Origin of the sequence: Anaerovorax odorimutans DSM 5092, assembly GCF_000426305.1 — a bacterium.
In the GTDB taxonomy this organism is placed as follows: Bacteria; Bacillota; Clostridia; order Peptostreptococcales; family Anaerovoracaceae; genus Anaerovorax; species Anaerovorax odorimutans.
Genome location: NZ_AUFC01000019.1, coordinates 47051 through 64569 on the forward strand (window position 1 = coordinate 47051; position 17519 = coordinate 64569).

Below are 17519 nucleotides of genomic sequence, written 5' to 3' on the forward strand. Positions count from 1 at the left end.
TTATGGCCTCCTAAAGTAGTATCCAATTCCTCTTTTTGTCATAATATACTTAGGATCACTAGAATCATCTTCTAATTTTTCTCTAAGTCTTCGTACTGTAACATCTACAGTACGAATATCTCCATAGTATTCATAACCCCAAACTTCTTCAAGCAATTGTTCTCTTGAAAAAACTTTATTTTCTCTTTCTGCTAAGTACTTTAAAAGTTCAAACTCTCTAAGTGTCAGCTCAAGCGGCAAATCATTTTTTCTAACTTCATATCTATTTAAATCTATTGCGAGAGTGCCGAAATCTTTAATATTAGAAGGCTCTTTTTTAAGCTTATCAATTAAATCCGTACGCCTTATATTAGCTTTTATTCTTGCTACCAATTCTCTCATACCAAATGGCTTCGTTATATAATCATCAGCACCAAGTTCAAGCCCCAGTACTTTATCCACTTCTTCTTCTTTTGCCGTAAGCATTAAAATTGGTACAGAACTTGTTTGTCTTACTTTTTTACAAACTTGAAATCCATCAAGCATAGGCAGCATAACATCCAATAAAATCAAATCAGGATTTAAAGTTTCTGCTTTGTTAAGACCATCTTTACCATCATAAGAAGTTTCAACTTCAAATCCTTCTTTTATTAAATTAAATTTTATTATATCTGATATAGATTTTTCATCTTCTATTATTAGTACTTTTTTTAAGTCCATATTAACCTCCCCTGTTTGCTGAATAATACCCTACGTGCCATTATATCAAACTAAAACCAATTAGTCAAAAATTCAGATAAAATCCCTTTTCACGATATATTAATTATTTGCATAATATAGATTAATTTATATATTGGAGTGATTATAATGTCAGAAAATGAAACGAATTTTACTTCCGTTATTATATATTCAAATAGAACTATATCAGAAATAAAGGACTGTATTGCTAAATATTATGGTCATATTAAATATGAATTACCTTTTATTAATGCAGTTGCTGTGGAAATTCCACAGGAAAATCGCAAAAATATTGCCCATAATAAAATGATCAGCAGAATATATGATGATGTAGCTGTATCAAAAACACCGATTTACAAACTTAAGCAAGACATTTCACAAGGAAATTCTGCTTCAACCTTCTACTCTTCAAGAGGTAAAGGTGTCGGAATAGCCATAATTGACACAGGAGTAGCCCCTCACTATGATTTAATAAAGCCTATAAACCGAATTATTGCTTTTAAGGATTTTATAGGAAAAAAAGAAATACCTTATGATGATGATGGTCATGGAACTCACGTAGCAGGAATTGCATTAGGAAATGGATATTCATCAAGGAAATATATTGGTACTTCACCTTGTGCTAATTTAATTGCCGTAAAAGCACTAGATGACATGGGAAATGGAACTGCTTCTGATATTTTGGCCGGTTTACAATGGGTAATAAATAACCGAAAACGTTATAATATAAAGGTAATAAATTTATCCTTAGGCATTACAGTAGATGAAAACTGTGAAGATGATCCTTTAGTAAAAGGTGCTGAAGCCGCTGTAAAACATGGTATAACAGTTATTGCGGCAGCAGGTAATAACGGCCCTGAAAAATGCACTATCAATTCACCTGGAATAAGCCCTTATGTAATTACTGTAGGTGCCACAGGATTTCCACCTGCTGTAGCCAAATTTTCAAGTAAAGGACCTACACATGCGGGATATATTAAACCCGATTTAGTAGCTCCAGGCGTTGATATTACATCATTAAGCAATAAAAATCCGAAAGGTTATGCGGTTCAATCAGGAACATCCATGGCTACACCAATAGTAAGCGGAGTAGCAGCTTGTCTGTATTCTTCAATGCCTTATTTAAAACCACATGAAGTAAAAAAAATATTGATGAAAAAATGTTTACCTTTAAAAAAAGAAAGCCGTAATTCTCAAGGCCATGGGCTTTTAAATTACGAAATATTTTTAAATAATTCATAATTACAATTTTAGATCAAAAAAAAGCCGGATTCTTCTGGCTTTTTTTATTATTCACACGTCTCATAGTTTTTCATAGTATGTGTAATACAAACTTTTTTAAAGGAGACTTTAATATGAAAATTACTTTTTTCGATTTGGGTAAATCAGATTGTATTCTTATTGAAATAAACGGAAAAATAATTATGATTGATACAAGCTTTACGGAAAACGGAGATTATATTTGTGAATTACTTCAGGACAAAGGTATAAGTTGTATTAACTATTTAATCTTAACTCATATGGATCGTGATCACATAGGCGGAGCCTCTGAAATAATAAAAAGAATTCCCGTTGAAATAATAATTCAACCCGACTATAAAGTAAACACTCCACAATATAAAGCTTATCAAGAAACTTTAAAAGAAATGAAAAAAGAACCTATACTATTGCATCATAATATGACCATCTATATTAAGCCTGCTATTTTTACTCTTTTAGCTCCTAAAAAACAACATTATAAAAAATCAAATGATTATTCCATAATTACAAAATTGCAATATTTAGGCTGCTGTTTTTTATTTACAGGCGATGCTGAAAGCGAACGCCTAAAAGAATTTATTAAAGAGAATAACACCATTTATGACGTAGTAAAAATACCACATCATGGTATACCTAATGAATATCTCAAACCTTTACTTATATCTACAAAACCAACTTATGCTGTTATTACTTGTGCCTATCTTCAAACACCTATTCACAGTACAATTAAATTATTAGATAAATTTAATGTAATAACTTATCTTACAAGACGCGGTGAAGTTATTATAAAAGATGATAAACACTTAGGAAGTTTAATTATCACTCAATCTGATTAAAGTAGTTTATAAATAATTTAATGGATTTTTTTGCTGCCCGTTAATTTGTACTTCAAAATGCACATGAGGTCCTGTACTGTTTCCTGTACTTCCCACATTTGCAATATGCTGACCTTGATAAACTCTATCACCAACTTTTACAAAAATCTTACTGCAATGAGCATAAAGAGTAACTTTATTACCCCCATGATCGATTTTTATCATATATCCGTAAGATCCGCTGTAACCTGAAAAAATTACTTTACCTCCATCTGAAGCTTTAATAGGTGTACCTGTGGATGCACCAATATCTATTGCAGGATGAAATCCACCCCATCTAGGGCCAAATCTTGATGTAATTGTTCCTCTTACTGGATAAATAAAAGTCCCTGTTCCTACAAGTGGAGGTAATTTTTTAGTTCCCCTTAACACTATCTGTGATACAGGTTCTTTTATAATACTTGAACTTATCTCTTTTTTATCAACTTCTACGCCATTATTTTTTATTATTCTGGCTACCACTTCTTTTTCACCATTTGAACCTTGCATTTTTACTGTATTCTCACCTTCATATTTGGTAGATACATCTTCATATGCTATTTCATAAGGTATAGCTTCATTATAGGTAACCACTTCTTGTGTTTGTACTGTTAATAAAGGTTTATTCTGCGTTAATGTAATCTCCTGGCCAATAAATATTTTTTCTGGATCTATATCAGGATTTGATGCTAATAAATCTTTTTGCTTTAATCCATAAATTTTAGCAATTCCAGATATAGTCTGACCTTGTTCTACCACATGTATTTTCTTTTCCTTTTGTCCTGTTAAAAGATAATTTAAGACTTCTTTTTTATTTTGTAGTTCTCCTAAATTTGTATTTACTTTTTTTATTGTAACATTTTCTTTAAATCCAATATTTTCATATTCAATATTTTCATCTTGTGATACATACATATTTTCTATTGTATTTAAAACATCTTCGATTAGCTTTTTGCTTTGTAATATTACAATCTTCTTATCATTAATACAAATAGAATACCCTTTAACTTTCATGTCCTTCATATATGTCAATCTGTTAAGAACGTCTTCTTTATCATCTATTTCCTTTCCCAATAAAAAAACTTTATTAAAAGTAATATCCTCATTTTTATCTATTTTTATTTCTGCATTATGTTCAAAATTTAGTTTATTCCCAATGGCATCAATAGTTTTGTAAACATCTTCTTGATTTTTAACAACTCCAAGAATTTTACCATTATACATGTATTCATAAGCAGTCAGGCTCCCAATTAATGAAGTAATTGATATAACGCATACAATTCCTGTTACAGTATACATTATTACTTTTCTTTTATGATTTTCGGCATAATATATACCTCTTTCAATCTGCCATAAAATGAAATCGTACTTTAATGATAAAAAATCTTCCAGCTTATTAATATTAATATCTGCTTTTTCTATAAAGTTAGCTAGTTTACTTGATATGAATTTCTCTTTTTTACTTAATTTATAGTAAATTTTAGTTATATTCTTTAAAGTAATTTTACATCTTTTAGTCTTTGATATTTTCGTCACAAATTTGGCTGAGCTTATGGAAGCTTTATTATAAGAATTTAAAATAATATTTTTAGCTTTTTCAAATACATTAAAAATTCTATCTATCCGTTGGTCCAAAATTACACTAGGCTCTTTAACAGAATTATTTTTTCTTTTTTTTCTTCTTTCCTTTATCTTAATTTCTATATTTTCATTTTTATTTAATCTGCTTTCAATTTTCATTACTTCGTCAGAATACTTTATATCAGAAATACGTTTTATCTTTTCTTCAATATCTTTTTCAATCTCTGCTTTAAGACGTTCTTTAGTTATACCTTCCCATTCAGGATGCTCTTTGAAAACTTTATTTTTTATATCAAAATTAGGGACATGAGTCTGGCTCATATCCCTTGTCTCTTTTTCTTTTGTAATATCAGTTTTATTTTTTTTATTAAATATATTTATCAATCTATCTAAAATTTTTTTATAATTACCCTGCATATGTTACCTCCATACCATCTTTAATGAGGTATCTTCCATATGTGTTTGTTATGACTAACCATTAATTATTATACTAAATTTTTATAATTTTATCAAAACATTTTTTGAATTTCATCCAGTCTCTTAGAAAAACAACTACATCTTTCTCCTGTATCTTTTATTCCTGTGTCTTTACACATATCACAATCATATTCTATATCCATATAATCTATTTTAAAATTATTTTCTGTTAATAAATACGCTTTCTCATTATTTAAATTCTCAGCCTTTTGTTTTAAAGATTTAATTTTTGATTTTGTATCAAAAGCACCTGAAAGCATAACTTTTGAAATTTGAATTCCAATCTCTCTGCTTTCTTCTTCAATTTCTTTAATTTCTGGAATTAAGAAATATACTTCTTCACGCCTAGCATTTGCCCTTGCCTTATTTCTTTCTCTTGTTTCCTCATATGATTTCATAACCAAACTAATATTATTTGGTTTTGACTCAACTCTGCTATTTTCATTCTGTACTATAGGCTTAGTATTACCACTATGCCATGCTTTTAATATACTATTAATATAATTCAAATTAGGATTAGATATTCCTGTTGTTTTATTACATGCTTCTAAAATTTTTTCTATTCCAAAATTCATTTCATCCAACCAACTATCAATTATGGCTTTTTCTCCTTCAGTTGGATTACGCATAAAACCTAAAGCTTTAAGGACTCTTTTGTATAAATAATGTCTATTATCCGTTTCCTCTAAATATGCCTCCACCTGCTCAACATTTTTAAGTCCTTCATCAGCCCATTTTTTAACTATGGCTGCTATATATTTATGATTACTGTGTTTTCTTTTTTTTACACAATATGCATAAGCATAAATAATAATCTCAGGAGATACGTTATAATCATTAATCCACGCTAAAATTTCTGTCAATTCTTTTCCTTCAAACATTCTGCCAGTGATTCTTTCTATCTCCTTATACATACTTTTTATTTCATCATTTCCGAGGAAATCTTTTATATCTTCAGGTAAATTTTCATCAGACTTTTTATCTTTTAGCCCTTTTATGTAGATTCTGTCTTTTAAACTTAAAAATTCAATTTTATAATGTAACTTATCCGTTGGTTTTTCATAATGCTTTTTTATTACGCCCATATTCTCCCAGTATGACCATGCTTTTAAAACATCCTCGATTGCCATATTTAATTGCTTTGCTATAGCTTCATTATTCATATGCATATCATGACCTGCATACATTAATGCAAATAAATATACTTTGACATAATCTCCTGGTGCACCCGCCATATATTCATTAATAAATATATTTTCCACATGTGTATCACGTAAATAATAATCATTTATTTGTTCTCTTATAAAATTCATTTTTATTTTCCTTATCTTTAAAGCTTTATTATTTTTCTTGTTTTTAGAATTTTTTCTAATAATAAGAAAAAATTCTATTATAAAGAGAAAACTCTAGCCAAAGGCTAGAATATTTCTTCTCTTATTATTGTTTGATCTCTTCTAGGTCCTACCGAAATAATTTTAACGGGGACGCCTACAGTATTTTCAATTTCTTTTATATAATTTTTGGCTTCATTTGGAAGATCATCGTAATTTCTGCATTGAGAAATGTCACATTTCCATCCAGGTAATTCTTTATATACCGGATTACATTCTTCCAATATATCAAGACTTGCCGGAAAGTTCTCTATAATTTCTCCGTTCCTCTCATATTTATAGCAAAGCTTTATTGTATCAAACTGATCAAGTACATCTAAAAGCATTAATGAAATACCTGTCATACCATTAATTCTTGCAGAATATTTTACAACAACACCATCAAACCATCCACATCTCCTTGGTCTTCCAGTAGTTACACCATATTCATGTCCCAGTTCTCTTATTTTGTTTCCTGTTTCATTATCCTCTTCTGTAACAAAAGGTCCTTTTCCTACTCTGGTTGTATATGCTTTTGTAATACCAAGCACTGCATCTATTGATCCAGCACCAATACCAGATCCTGAAGTAAATCCACCTGATGTAGGATGTGAACTTGTTACATACGGATAAGTACCTAAATCAACATCCAATAAGGAACCCTGTGCTCCCTCAAAAAGTACTTTTTTCCCTGATTTAATGCTTTCATAAACCATAACACCTGTGTCTTTAATATACGGTTTTAACATCTTTGCATATGCTGTGTACTTTTCAATTATTTCTTCTTTATTCAAAGGATCTTGACCAAAAAGCTTTGTTATTACTTGATTTTTTCTATCTATTTGAGCAGAAAGTTTATCTTTAAAACTTTTTTCATCAAGCATATCGCAAACTCTTATTCCACTTCTTTCAATCTTATCCATATAGCAAGGACCAATTCCTTTTTTTGTTGTTCCTATATCATCCTTGCCTCTTGCAGATTCATAAAGTGCATCTAATACCTTATGATATGAAAAAACAATATGCGCTCTGTCACTGACATAAATCTTACTTACATCAATACCATCCTTTTCAAGTCCTTCAATTTCATTAAAAAACCCTTCCGGATCAAAAACTACGCCATTTCCAATAATGTTCACTGCATTATCGTTTAATATACCAGAAGGAATTAAATGCAATGCATATTTTTTATCACCTAATACAACTGTATGCCCTGCATTATTTCCACCTTGTCCTCTTACTACCATATCTGCCTTATTAGCAAGATAATCTATAATCTTTCCTTTTCCTTCATCACCCCATTGAGAACCAACAACTGCTAAACTTGGCATGATATTTCACTCCTTTTCATTTGTAAAATTTATTATCTATTTTTTATTTTCTAAATAATTATCTAAATCTTTAACTAGGTTTTCTAAATTTACACTATGTGCATCTGCAGCCTCTTTTAAACTCTCATTATAAGAGCCTGGACAGCCTAAACAGTTTAAACCATGACGAATAAATATTTCTGTAATATCAGGATTCATATCAAGAACTTCGCTTACAAGCATGTTTTCATTAATTAACATTACTTTCCCTCCTCTAAGAATTAATCCTACTTTTATCTGCGAAACGAGTATACTTTCCAAGCCAAGTGAGCTCTACAATACCTGTTTCACCTCCTCTTTGCTTAGCAATAATTACTTCACAAATATTTGGTTTATCAGTAGTCTCTGGATTATAATATTCATCTCTGTATAAAAACATTACAATATCCGCATCTTGCTCAATAGAACCTGATTCTCTTAAATCTGAAAGAATAGGTCTATGATCTGCTCTCTGTTCAGGTGCACGAGACAACTGTGAAAGCACTATAACGGGACAATCCATTTCTCTTGCAAGCTGTTTTAAAAGCCTTGAAATAGTACTTACCTCCTGTTGTCTACTTTCTGTTCGTCCTTCTAACGCCATAAGCTGTAGATAATCAATTATAATTAAGTCTAAACCTACTTCTGCTTTTAATCTTCTGCATTTATTTTTCATTTCCATTACTGAAATTCCAGGTGTATCATCTATATTTATATTTGCTTTTGATAATGTATCTAAAGCTATATTAATTTGATCCCAGTCTTTCCTCTCAATATTACCTACTCTAAGTTTCTGCATCTCAATTTTGGATTCCATACTAAGTAATCTCTGCCCTAATTGTTCTGCGGCCATTTCCAAACTAAAAATAAGAACTTTCGCACCACTTTTAATTGCTGCATGCTGCGCAATATTCAATGCAAAAGCAGTCTTTCCCATACTTGGCCTTGCTGCCAACATAATTAAATCGGATTTTTGAAGACCTGCTGTCTTTGAATCTAAATCTATAAACCCTGTAGTCAACCCTGTTAAACTTCCTTCTATTTTAGAAAGTTCATCTATTTTACTAATATTTTTCCAAAGAACGTCTTTTATATTCTGATAATCTTTTGTTTGTCTTGTTTGAGCAATTTCAAAAATTCCCCGCTCTGCATAATCCAAAACTTCTTCAGGCTCCATTTTTTCTTGATAGCCTTTTTCTATTATATCAGATGCAGTGCCAATAAGTCTTCGTAAAACAGCTTTTTCTCCTACAATTTTAGCATAATACGAAGCATTTGATGTTGAAGGAACCATAGATGAAAGTAATGCAATATATGCTCTTCCTCCTACCATTTCCAATGATTTCCTTTTTTTTAGTTCTTCAGAAAGTGTAAGCGTATCAACAGGTTCATTTCTTCGATAAATCTCTAAAATAGCAGCAAATATCTCTTTATGCATTTCATTATAAAAATCTTCGGGTTTTAATATTTCCATAACATCAAAAAGAGCTTCTTTATCAAGTATTACAGAACCTATAACAGATTTCTCTGCATCATCGTTATGTGGTGGAACTCTTTCATTCATTGCTCTTACCCCGTAATTTAAACTTCAATTACAACCTTAAGTTTAGCTGATACTTCAGGATATACTTTAACATCTATTTGAAATTCACCAATCTGCTTAATAGGACTATCTAGAACAAATTTTCTTTTATCTATACTGATTTTATGCTGAGACTCTAATGCAGCCGCAATATCTTTTGTGGTAATAGATCCAAATAATCTTCCCCCATCTCCTGATTTTGTTTTAATAACAACTTTTAAAGTTCCAATTTTTTCTGAAAGTTTTTTTGCTTCTGCTAATTCAGCTTGTCTCTTTTCTTCGTTTAAAGCTTTTACTTTTTCTAAGCTTTTAATATTTCCTTCCGTAGCTTCTGTAGCAAGACCTTTTGGAAGTAATAAATTTCTTGCATATCCATCACTTACTTTTACAACATCTCCTGCTTTTCCAACACCTTTTACAGCTTTTTGTAATATAACGATCATATTGTTACCTCCTATGTCTTAATTTCCTAAGCTTAATTTTTTCTTTAATCTATTTCTTCTATAATTTCTTGTAATCTAATTAAAGTTTCTTCTACACTAATATCTACTTGTGCTCCGGCCTTTGTTAAATTTCCGCCTCCGCCCAATTTTTCCATAATAGTTTGAACATTAATTTCACCTAATGATCTCGCACTTATAACAGTAATACCTTCTTCATTTTGACCTGCCACAAAGCTAGCTCTAATACCTTTAATATTTAATATTTCATCTGCTGCTTGTGAATTAAGTACTTGAACGTCAACTTGCCTGCTTGTGCTATTTGATATGGCAATCCCATTTGGTAATAAGATAGCATTGGAAATAATCTCTGCTCTTTTCTTAAAATCATCTAAATCCGTTTGGAAAAATTGCCTTACAGTTGCTGTATCAGCTCCCATTCTTCTAAGCCAAGAAGCTGCTTCAAAAGTTCTTACCCCTGTTTTGATTGAAAATCTGTTTGTATCAACTGTAATACCTGCTAAAAGTGCTTCTGCTTCTAGTTTATCAATTTCTTTCTTGTCTCCAACGTATTGCAAAATCTCTGTAACAAGTTCACATGTGGATGATGCATATGCTTCCATATATGTTAATGTAGCATTATCTATAAATCCTTCTGTCTTTCTGTGATGATCTATAACAACAAGTTTATCAGATTTATTCAAAAGATCTGAACATTCCACAAGACTTGGTCTATGGCAATCCACTACTACAATCAACGTATCTTTATCTACCAAAGTTAGAGCATTTTCACTATTAACAAATTTATATTCACCTTCCGTTACAGCTCTGTTATACATTTGTGTAAGAGAGTCATTATAAGAATTAATAACTATAACAGATTCCTTATTTCTGTTTCTTGCAATTCTACTTATGCCTAATGCTGCACCAAAAGAATCCATGTCAGGCCTCTTATGTCCCATTACAATAACCTGTGAAGATTGATCTATAAGCTGCCTAAGTGCATGAGCCATAATTCTTGATTTACCTTTATTTCTCTTCTCAACTGTCTGAAGTCTTCCACCATAATATTCTATTTTACTTACTTTTTTAACTACAGCCTGATCTCCTCCACGACCCAACGCCAAATCCAATGCCGCGGCAGCATATTCATCCTGTTGTGCGGGATTTTTTCCTCCCACTCCTATGCCTATACTAAGGGAAACGGGAAAATCAGCATCTGTTTCTATTTCTCTTATTTCGTCAAGAATATCAAATTTATTGGCTTCTAACTTTTCAAAATATTTATTTTCAAAAACAATAAAATATTGATGTGCTCTATATCTGGTTATTGATGCAGACAGCTTAGAAGCCCATGTTCTAATAACTTTTTCGATTTCTGCAGCAATAATAGATTTTCTATCATCTGGTGAACTAGCTATAAGTTCATCATAATTGTCAACATCAATATAAGCAAAACAATTTTTTTCATCTTTATATAAAACTTTTAATAATTCAAAATTTGTAACATCTACCCAATATAAAACAACACTGCTATCTCTGTCTTCTTCTAAATAAGATGCAAGAACCTTATAAGTTTTACCGTTAGTTGTTACCAAAATTGGTTTTTCTGCTATATCTTCGGTATAAAAATCCTGACCTTTTATACCTGTAAGCTGTACAATATCCATACTAAGCATTTCTGCATTAGGATAGATTTCTTTAAATTTCTTGTTAAAAAGTGTTAGTTTTCCCTTATTATTAATCATACAAAGGGGTAATGGATGATTAATAATTGAATAACTTATTGTGTTATCTAATTCATTGGCAATATTTTTAACATAAATATTTGCCACCTTTCTCTGATCATCAGTTGACTTAATAAAATAAAATATTACACAAGCAACTAATGCAGAAGCAACTATACCAACCCATATATTAAAATATAATAAAACCAATGCAAAAAATATAAGTATAATTATACTAATCCTCAAATATGGAAACACAAGATTTTTCAATATTTTGTCACCCATTTTGTTTACCTCCCTAATAAGCTTTAATTATATCATAATTAAAGCTATAATTAAAGTTTAAGTACGTTTTTGAGTTAATCTTTTTCTGATTCCAAAAACAACTTCGGTTATTCCTAAGATAAACAATATTATTCTTCCAAAATTTATAAAAAACAATAGCACACATATAATCGCAGTTAATACTTTAGGTATTCTCCTCATATATAAATAATAAGAAACAACAGCAATTCCTTGAATAGAAAATGCAAAATCAATTAAAATTTGTATATTTAACATTATTAAAGTTTTATCTATAATTCCCATATATGCGCTAATATACGCAAATAAATAAATAATAACTGAACCTAGTAATGAATTTCTTGGAAGAGTTAAATATCTGATAGGTTGTAACACGGATACGGAAACACCGCTTTTTAAAATTATTTTTGATATTATTAAATAGTCTAAATATGCAATAACCCATGTCCAAATAATAATAATTGATGGTATTATCATTTGCATAGTATTAACCATATCATCAACAAATGTTAATAAATCATCTTCACTATAATTTTCCAATCCTAATATTTCTAGCAATTTTTCCGAATCCTGAAGTTCAAATGCTTCTTTGAAGGCTAAACCAAACATATTTGAAATGTTTGTTCCTGTTTGTAATTTTACAACAATAAATATAAAAATTATTGCTAAAATACTGGATATTATTCCTTGAAAAATCCCTCTATATGGATTTTTCTTTTCTATCATAAATTTAATCATAATAGGAATTGGAACAAAAATCATGATTAGTAATATTAAAAATGTATACATCTCAGTCCTCTTTAATCAAAACTGTGGTCGCACCACTCCTCTAGGAAGATTATTATCTTCCTATATTAATCAAAAAAGAAGCGATTTCTCGCTTCTCCCACTTTTTAATCAGCTGTATAAGGCAATAATGCTACAATTCTTGCTCTTTTTATAGCTTTTGTAACTTCTCTTTGGTGAATAGCACAAGTGCCAGTAATTCTCTTAGGAAGAATCTTTCCTCTATCGGTTACATATTTCTTTAGTTTATCAACATCTTTATAATCTATAGTTTCTGTCTTATCAGCACAAAACTGGCATACTTTTTTTCTTCTCATACCACGTTTTTTATCCATCATCGTAGATACCTCCTTTTGGTATTTTTGTTTTAAATTAGGCTATAAATTTAGCCTAAAAAGGTATATCATCATCATCATCTAATGCTTGAAATCCTTCGGGTATTCCTACGGCGCCTTTTGTATCTTCTTGTCTTTGGAAACCATTTTCCATAGATCCAGAACCACCTTTATCGCCCCATTGTAAGAACTCAACTCTATCTGCAACAACATCAGTGGTATACACAGTAATTCCATCTTTATTTGTATAACTACCGGTTTGTAGCCTTCCTTGAACTCCCACAAGTCTTCCTTTAGCTAAAAATCTTTCACAATTTTCGGCCTGTTTTCCAAAAACTGTTATTCGTGGGAAATCAGTCTTTTTTTCTTTACCACCTACTCTATCTATGGCTATTGTAAAGGTAGCTACTGCCATCTGATTATCTGAGATATATCTGACTTCTGGGTCTCTTGTTAATCTGCCTATTAGGATTACACTATTCATTTCCACACTCCACTATTTTTCATCTTTATTGATAATCATATGTCTTATTACTGCATCAGAAATCTTAAGTCTTCTATCTAGCTCTTTTGGAAGATCAGGATTTGCAGTAAACTGTATTACCACATAATATCCTTCATTTTTCTTCTGAATTGGATAAGCAAGCTTTCTGTTTCCCCAAACATCTACATTAGAAACTTCTCCGTCTGCTGAAATAATTTCTTTCACTTTTTCAATAACATCATTCTTTTTTTCTTCTTCTAAAGCAGCTTCAATAATAAACATAACTTCATAATTATTCATTTTTTCACCTCCCTATGGACTAAATGGCTCTCAAAATATTTTAGAGAGCAGAGAGCATTAACTTGTCAATTTGAAAATTTAATGCGTTTCAATTATACCATAAAAAAAATATTTTGCAAGCAAAATCTTTTTTATGATAATTATTAAAAATTGCAATATTAAATGTTCCCTTTTTTAACTAAAGATAGCACTACTTTGCGTACCATTGATAATGAGCTAAAGTGTAATACTTTTGATTGATAAGGACTTTTTCTTTTGTTTCTCTTTAATTTTAAATATTACTTCCAAAGTTTGTCAGGATACAATCCCTTGTCCTTCATAGATTGTATGGCATCTACAACTGACTGCCTATCTTCTTTATATGTAACTCCATACCATTTATCTGTTGATTTTAAAACTTTAACAGAAGCCTTATTTTCCTGTAATAATTCATCTACAGCTAAAGGTAAAAAATATTCTGCTTTTAATGGATTTTCCTTTAATGCTTTATCTAAAAATATGGGAAATCTCTTCTCCATTTCTTTCATAATACTAGGAGTAAATCCCCAAAAATTCATAGAAACCGGTGTTCCTTTTGGTATTTCAATCCATTCCTTTTCATCTTCTGTATAAGCAATTTTATCGTTTTTCCACATAATTTTTGTCTTTTCTTCAATATTTGTTAAGAATCCATTCTTATCTGTTTTACAAATACCTCTAGCCACGTGTCCATTTTCTGTTAATGTATTTTCAAGCTGATAGCCAATCATACAATATCTGTATTTATCATCATCTTTAGCTTTTTCTAAAAATTCATACATACTATGAAATGCACCTGCACCATAAAAATCATCTGCATTTATGACTGCAAAAGGTCCATCTATCATATGTCTGCAACTTAATACTGCATGACAAGTACCCCAAGGTTTAATTCTTCCCTCAGGAATTTTATATTCTTTTGGCAGATCATCAAGTTCTTGGAAAGCATATTCCACATCTATATATTTACCTGCTCTGTTGTCAATTATTTCTCTAAAATCTTTTTCTATTTCTTTTTTTATTATAAAAATGACTTTTCTGAATCCTGCCAGCATAGCATCATATATTGAAAAATCAATAATTAATTCTCCTTCAGATCCAACTGGGTCTATTTGTTTTAAACCACCATATCTGCTGCCCATACCTGCCGCCATTACAATTAATATTGGTTCTTTCATACTATTACCCCTTCTCAATTATTTATTTTTATCTGTCTTTATTACTTATTTACTCAAATTTTTCATAATATAGTTAAATTTTATACTAAAATATATGCTTTTACAATGAAAAGTTACTTGATAATAAATGCGATTACCATATATAATATCTAATAATAGAAATTTGTAAAGGATGAATATATTATGAAAAATAAAATTAATAATCGCATATTATTAATAGGCTATATGGGTTCAGGCAAAACTACTGTGGGAAAAGCTTTAAGTCAGCTAACCGACAGCCGATTTATAGATATGGATAAAGAAATTGAATTAATTGAAAAAATGCCTATACGCAAAATTTTTATGCTCTTTGGTGAGCATGAATTCAGAAATAAAGAGGCTGAGCTTTTAGATAAGTTATGTAATATTACCAGTGCAGCTGATATAATGACAGGCGGTAAAGGTGCTATTGAAAAAATGATGGATAAAGCAAGCAAGTATTCAGCTTTTGAAAACTTAAAAGATGATATTATTGTTTCCTGTGGAGGAGGAATCATTTTAGACGATCTTAATTGTACAATTTTAAAAGATCAATTCACTATATTTTTAGATGGTGATCCTAAGTTATTGTTTGAAAGAGTAAAAGAAGATAAAAGTAATGAAAGGCCTAATTCTTTTATGGATATAGAAGATGAAAATATACGTTTTTCTCAATTTTTAAAACGTTATGAATCTAGAAGACCACTTTATGAAAAATCATCAAAATACACTATAAATATTGATGGAAAAACCCCAGATGAAATTGCAGAAGAAATCATTAAAAAAATAAACTAACTGATCAGTTAGTTTATTTTTTTATATCTTTATTCAATTCATCTAATTTAGTTTTGATAATTTTTTCAACTCTTTCTGACAAATTATTTGCTTCTAATTTAGACATCCCTTTTGTTTCTATTGCAGGATGAATAAAAAAATCTACTTTTGCTGGAGAAGCATATCCATTTTCTTCAAAAATACGCCATGTACCATTTAAAGTAATAGGGACTACAGGAACACCAGGTTTTGTAGCAAGTCTTAAACTTCCTTTTTTAAAACTACCCATCTCAGGCCCTTTACTCCTTGTACCTTCAGCAAAAATTCCAAGAGAAAATCCATTCTTTAATAATTCTATACCTCTGTCAATGGCTTTTAACGATTCCCTGGGATCATCTCTTTCTATAAATACACTTCTTATATCCTGAATCCATTTACCATATAAGGGTAATTGTCCAAGAGAACGTTTTGCTACAAATCCTAACTGTTTATTAGTAATTGCTGCTCCAAATATAGGTATATCTCCATAACCTTGATGGTTAGATACAAATACAACAGATCTATCTTTTGGTATATTTTCTAATCCCGTAACTGTTAATTGTATACCTAACTTCTTTACTATATCATTTCCCCATTTAGATGTTGATTTTAATATTTCTGTTCTTTCTTTATCAAAATCACCTAAATCTCTGTATTTTTTAATATTTTTATTGTATTTAGCAAGACTTATTAATTCCCAATACATCCAAATACCATATTCTATATTTTTTAATATTTTTTTCATTTAAACCTCTTTCTAATTGATATATGAAAAATATTATTTATCAATTATATTAACATAAATGCAATATATATATCTACACAAATATTATAAATGAATAAAATATATAATTACATATAAATACTCTATTAATTTAGTATCTAATATAGTAGAATATTAAATAGTTACATATGTTTCAGCATCTATTATAACTAATAGCAGTAAAAATTTATAGCATATAAACTGCTGTAAAATTTTAATAAGGAATTTATATGAATAAAAAGAAAAAATTAATTGTATTAATGAGCTTTTTAGTTATATTTATAATTATCTCATATTATATATCAACTAATGAGTTCTTAAGTATTGATCGTATAATACAAAATAAAATTTATGGTTTACGTTTTGATTTTTTAACTAAAATACTAATTTTTATTACATATTTAGGTAATTGGCAAACAATAGTAATTTTATGCTTATTAACATTATTTTTTCCATTTACCAGAAATAGATTTAGTATTCCACTTATTGTAAGTACATTATTTTCTACTGTAACTTATTCTTTGATAAAATTATATTTCGCAAGACCTCGCCCAGATATTTCTTTTCATCTTATAAATCAAGGAGGTTACAGCTTTCCTAGCGGCCATTCTTTAAACAGCATGGTTTTTTACGGAATACTAATATGGCTCTGCCGTGAAAATATAATAAACAATAACATTTCTAAATTCATAACAGGTGTATTATCTATTTTAATCTTTCTCATAGGATTCAGCCGTCTTTATCTTGGAGTTCATTTTCCTTCAGATATTATTGCTGGCTGGTCTCTTGGAAGTTTTATATTATTAATATCTATTAATATTTTTAATAAAAAATACGGTAATTCAAAAAGGGGCTGTAAAAAAACTCCCCAAATAGAAAACCCGCTGTGGTCATAGAAACCATAGCGGGTTTTTGGTATAATTTATTTATGCAAAAAAACAAAAATACCAACTTTAATTTTACAACAAGACAGTTAAAATTACCACTGGATTTAGAAAAACTTATTGATTTGTCTGATCCAATGTATACCTTTTGTGATGTAGTGGATCATATTGACCTAACACCATACTTTGCAGAGGAAGGCTGCAGAACAGGTCGCCCAAAATGTGATGCACTAAAATTATTAAAGATAATACTGTTTGCATTTATGGAAAATGGCATTAG

Annotated in this window: 19 protein-coding genes; 5 read left to right on the forward strand and 14 right to left on the reverse strand. The window is 29.8% G+C overall.

Going from position 1 to position 17519, the window contains the following annotated elements; all coding sequences use genetic code 11:
- The gene (locus K292_RS0108345; RefSeq protein ID WP_027399453.1) at positions 1-699 is read right to left on the reverse strand and encodes a winged helix-turn-helix domain-containing protein; all 699 of its coding nucleotides are present in this window, start codon (positions 697-699) and stop codon (positions 1-3) included.
- A gap of 147 nt (positions 700-846) precedes the next feature.
- Here K292_RS0108345 and K292_RS16515 point away from each other — a divergent pair, with 147 nt between their 5' ends.
- Together K292_RS16515 and K292_RS16520 are read left to right on the forward strand one after the other, a co-directional pair.
- Positions 847-1959 (forward strand): S8 family peptidase, encoded by a 1113-nt coding sequence (locus tag K292_RS16515; RefSeq protein ID WP_051280539.1) that lies wholly within the window; start codon positions 847-849, stop codon positions 1957-1959.
- Between the two features lie 113 nt (positions 1960-2072).
- Complete coding sequence (locus K292_RS16520) at positions 2073-2813, forward strand: ComEC/Rec2 family competence protein (protein WP_051280541.1); 741 nt, start codon at positions 2073-2075, stop codon at positions 2811-2813.
- Positions 2814-2819: 6 nt separating this feature from the next.
- Here K292_RS16520 and K292_RS17855 read toward each other — a convergent pair whose 3' ends face one another.
- From K292_RS17855 to K292_RS0108415, 12 genes are all read right to left on the reverse strand, one after another.
- The gene (locus K292_RS17855) at positions 2820-4829 is read right to left on the reverse strand and encodes a M23 family metallopeptidase (protein ID WP_051280543.1); all 2010 of its coding nucleotides are present in this window, start codon (positions 4827-4829) and stop codon (positions 2820-2822) included.
- Between the two features lie 92 nt (positions 4830-4921).
- Positions 4922-6202, reverse strand: a complete 1281-nt coding sequence (locus tag K292_RS0108365) for a DnaD domain protein (RefSeq protein ID WP_027399454.1) — start codon at positions 6200-6202, stop codon at positions 4922-4924.
- Between the two features lie 104 nt (positions 6203-6306).
- Positions 6307-7590, reverse strand: coding sequence for an adenylosuccinate synthase (locus K292_RS0108370; protein ID WP_027399455.1), 1284 nt, complete (start codon positions 7588-7590; stop codon positions 6307-6309).
- A gap of 36 nt (positions 7591-7626) precedes the next feature.
- The gene (locus tag K292_RS0108375) at positions 7627-7830 is read right to left on the reverse strand and encodes a DUF1858 domain-containing protein (protein WP_027399456.1); all 204 of its coding nucleotides are present in this window, start codon (positions 7828-7830) and stop codon (positions 7627-7629) included.
- Between the two features lie 13 nt (positions 7831-7843).
- Positions 7844-9172, reverse strand: coding sequence for a replicative DNA helicase (gene dnaB, locus K292_RS0108380; protein WP_027399457.1), 1329 nt, complete (start codon positions 9170-9172; stop codon positions 7844-7846).
- Between the two features lie 17 nt (positions 9173-9189).
- Positions 9190-9633 (reverse strand): 50S ribosomal protein L9, encoded by a 444-nt coding sequence (gene rplI, locus K292_RS0108385; RefSeq protein WP_027399458.1) that lies wholly within the window; start codon positions 9631-9633, stop codon positions 9190-9192.
- A gap of 44 nt (positions 9634-9677) precedes the next feature.
- A complete protein-coding gene (locus tag K292_RS0108390) occupies positions 9678-11642 on the reverse strand; it encodes a DHH family phosphoesterase (RefSeq protein WP_027399459.1) in 1965 nt (654 codons plus the stop codon).
- Between the two features lie 57 nt (positions 11643-11699).
- Complete coding sequence (locus K292_RS0108395) at positions 11700-12449, reverse strand: DUF2232 domain-containing protein (RefSeq protein WP_027399460.1); 750 nt, start codon at positions 12447-12449, stop codon at positions 11700-11702.
- Positions 12450-12553: 104 nt separating this feature from the next.
- Positions 12554-12784 carry a 30S ribosomal protein S18 gene (gene rpsR, locus K292_RS0108400; protein ID WP_027399461.1) on the reverse strand — a complete coding sequence of 77 codons (231 nt, stop codon included), beginning with the start codon at positions 12782-12784 and terminating at the stop codon, positions 12554-12556.
- 52 nt (positions 12785-12836) lie between these two features.
- The gene (locus K292_RS0108405; RefSeq protein WP_027399462.1) at positions 12837-13265 is read right to left on the reverse strand and encodes a single-stranded DNA-binding protein; all 429 of its coding nucleotides are present in this window, start codon (positions 13263-13265) and stop codon (positions 12837-12839) included.
- A 12-nt stretch (positions 13266-13277) separates the two neighbouring features.
- Positions 13278-13565 (reverse strand): 30S ribosomal protein S6, encoded by a 288-nt coding sequence (gene rpsF, locus K292_RS0108410; RefSeq protein WP_027399463.1) that lies wholly within the window; start codon positions 13563-13565, stop codon positions 13278-13280.
- Between the two features lie 278 nt (positions 13566-13843).
- Complete coding sequence (locus K292_RS0108415) at positions 13844-14761, reverse strand: sugar phosphate nucleotidyltransferase (protein ID WP_027399464.1); 918 nt, start codon at positions 14759-14761, stop codon at positions 13844-13846.
- Positions 14762-14944: 183 nt separating this feature from the next.
- Here K292_RS0108415 and K292_RS0108420 point away from each other — a divergent pair, with 183 nt between their 5' ends.
- Positions 14945-15574, forward strand: coding sequence for a shikimate kinase (locus K292_RS0108420; protein WP_027399465.1), 630 nt, complete (start codon positions 14945-14947; stop codon positions 15572-15574).
- A 13-nt stretch (positions 15575-15587) separates the two neighbouring features.
- Here the strand turns inward: K292_RS0108420 and K292_RS0108425 are convergent, their stop codons facing one another.
- On the reverse strand, positions 15588-16337 hold the full coding sequence (locus K292_RS0108425) for a lysophospholipid acyltransferase family protein (protein WP_051280545.1): 750 nt from the start codon (positions 16335-16337) through the stop codon (positions 15588-15590).
- 248 nt (positions 16338-16585) lie between these two features.
- Here K292_RS0108425 and K292_RS0108430 point away from each other — a divergent pair, with 248 nt between their 5' ends.
- Both K292_RS0108430 and K292_RS16530 read left to right on the forward strand, forming a co-directional pair.
- Positions 16586-17251: a phosphatase PAP2 family protein gene (locus tag K292_RS0108430; RefSeq protein WP_027399467.1), complete on the forward strand. Its 666-nt coding sequence runs from the start codon at positions 16586-16588 to the stop codon at positions 17249-17251.
- Positions 17252-17283: 32 nt separating this feature from the next.
- A partial coding sequence (locus tag K292_RS16530) for a hypothetical protein (RefSeq protein ID WP_037372877.1) occupies positions 17284-17519 on the forward strand: 236 nt, incomplete at its 3' end.

Coding starts and splice junctions, on each gene's coding strand:
- K292_RS0108345 (WP_027399453.1), bottom strand. CDS start 699: ATGGACTTAAAAAAAGTACTAATAATAGAAGATGAAAAATCTATATCA.
- K292_RS16515 (WP_051280539.1), top strand. CDS start 847: ATGTCAGAAAATGAAACGAATTTTACTTCCGTTATTATATATTCAAAT.
- K292_RS16520 (WP_051280541.1), top strand. CDS start 2,073: ATGAAAATTACTTTTTTCGATTTGGGTAAATCAGATTGTATTCTTATT.
- K292_RS17855 (WP_051280543.1), bottom strand. CDS start 4,829: ATGCAGGGTAATTATAAAAAAATTTTAGATAGATTGATAAATATATTT.
- K292_RS0108365 (WP_027399454.1), bottom strand. CDS start 6,202: ATGAATTTTATAAGAGAACAAATAAATGATTATTATTTACGTGATACA.
- K292_RS0108370 (WP_027399455.1), bottom strand. CDS start 7,590: ATGCCAAGTTTAGCAGTTGTTGGTTCTCAATGGGGTGATGAAGGAAAA.
- K292_RS0108375 (WP_027399456.1), bottom strand. CDS start 7,830: ATGTTAATTAATGAAAACATGCTTGTAAGCGAAGTTCTTGATATGAAT.
- dnaB (WP_027399457.1), bottom strand. CDS start 9,172: ATGAATGAAAGAGTTCCACCACATAACGATGATGCAGAGAAATCTGTT.
- rplI (WP_027399458.1), bottom strand. CDS start 9,633: ATGATCGTTATATTACAAAAAGCTGTAAAAGGTGTTGGAAAAGCAGGA.
- K292_RS0108390 (WP_027399459.1), bottom strand. CDS start 11,642: ATGGGTGACAAAATATTGAAAAATCTTGTGTTTCCATATTTGAGGATT.
- K292_RS0108395 (WP_027399460.1), bottom strand. CDS start 12,449: ATGTATACATTTTTAATATTACTAATCATGATTTTTGTTCCAATTCCT.
- rpsR (WP_027399461.1), bottom strand. CDS start 12,784: ATGATGGATAAAAAACGTGGTATGAGAAGAAAAAAAGTATGCCAGTTT.
- K292_RS0108405 (WP_027399462.1), bottom strand. CDS start 13,265: ATGAATAGTGTAATCCTAATAGGCAGATTAACAAGAGACCCAGAAGTC.
- rpsF (WP_027399463.1), bottom strand. CDS start 13,565: ATGAATAATTATGAAGTTATGTTTATTATTGAAGCTGCTTTAGAAGAA.
- K292_RS0108415 (WP_027399464.1), bottom strand. CDS start 14,761: ATGAAAGAACCAATATTAATTGTAATGGCGGCAGGTATGGGCAGCAGA.
- K292_RS0108420 (WP_027399465.1), top strand. CDS start 14,945: ATGAAAAATAAAATTAATAATCGCATATTATTAATAGGCTATATGGGT.
- K292_RS0108425 (WP_051280545.1), bottom strand. CDS start 16,337: ATGAAAAAAATATTAAAAAATATAGAATATGGTATTTGGATGTATTGG.
- K292_RS0108430 (WP_027399467.1), top strand. CDS start 16,586: ATGAATAAAAAGAAAAAATTAATTGTATTAATGAGCTTTTTAGTTATA.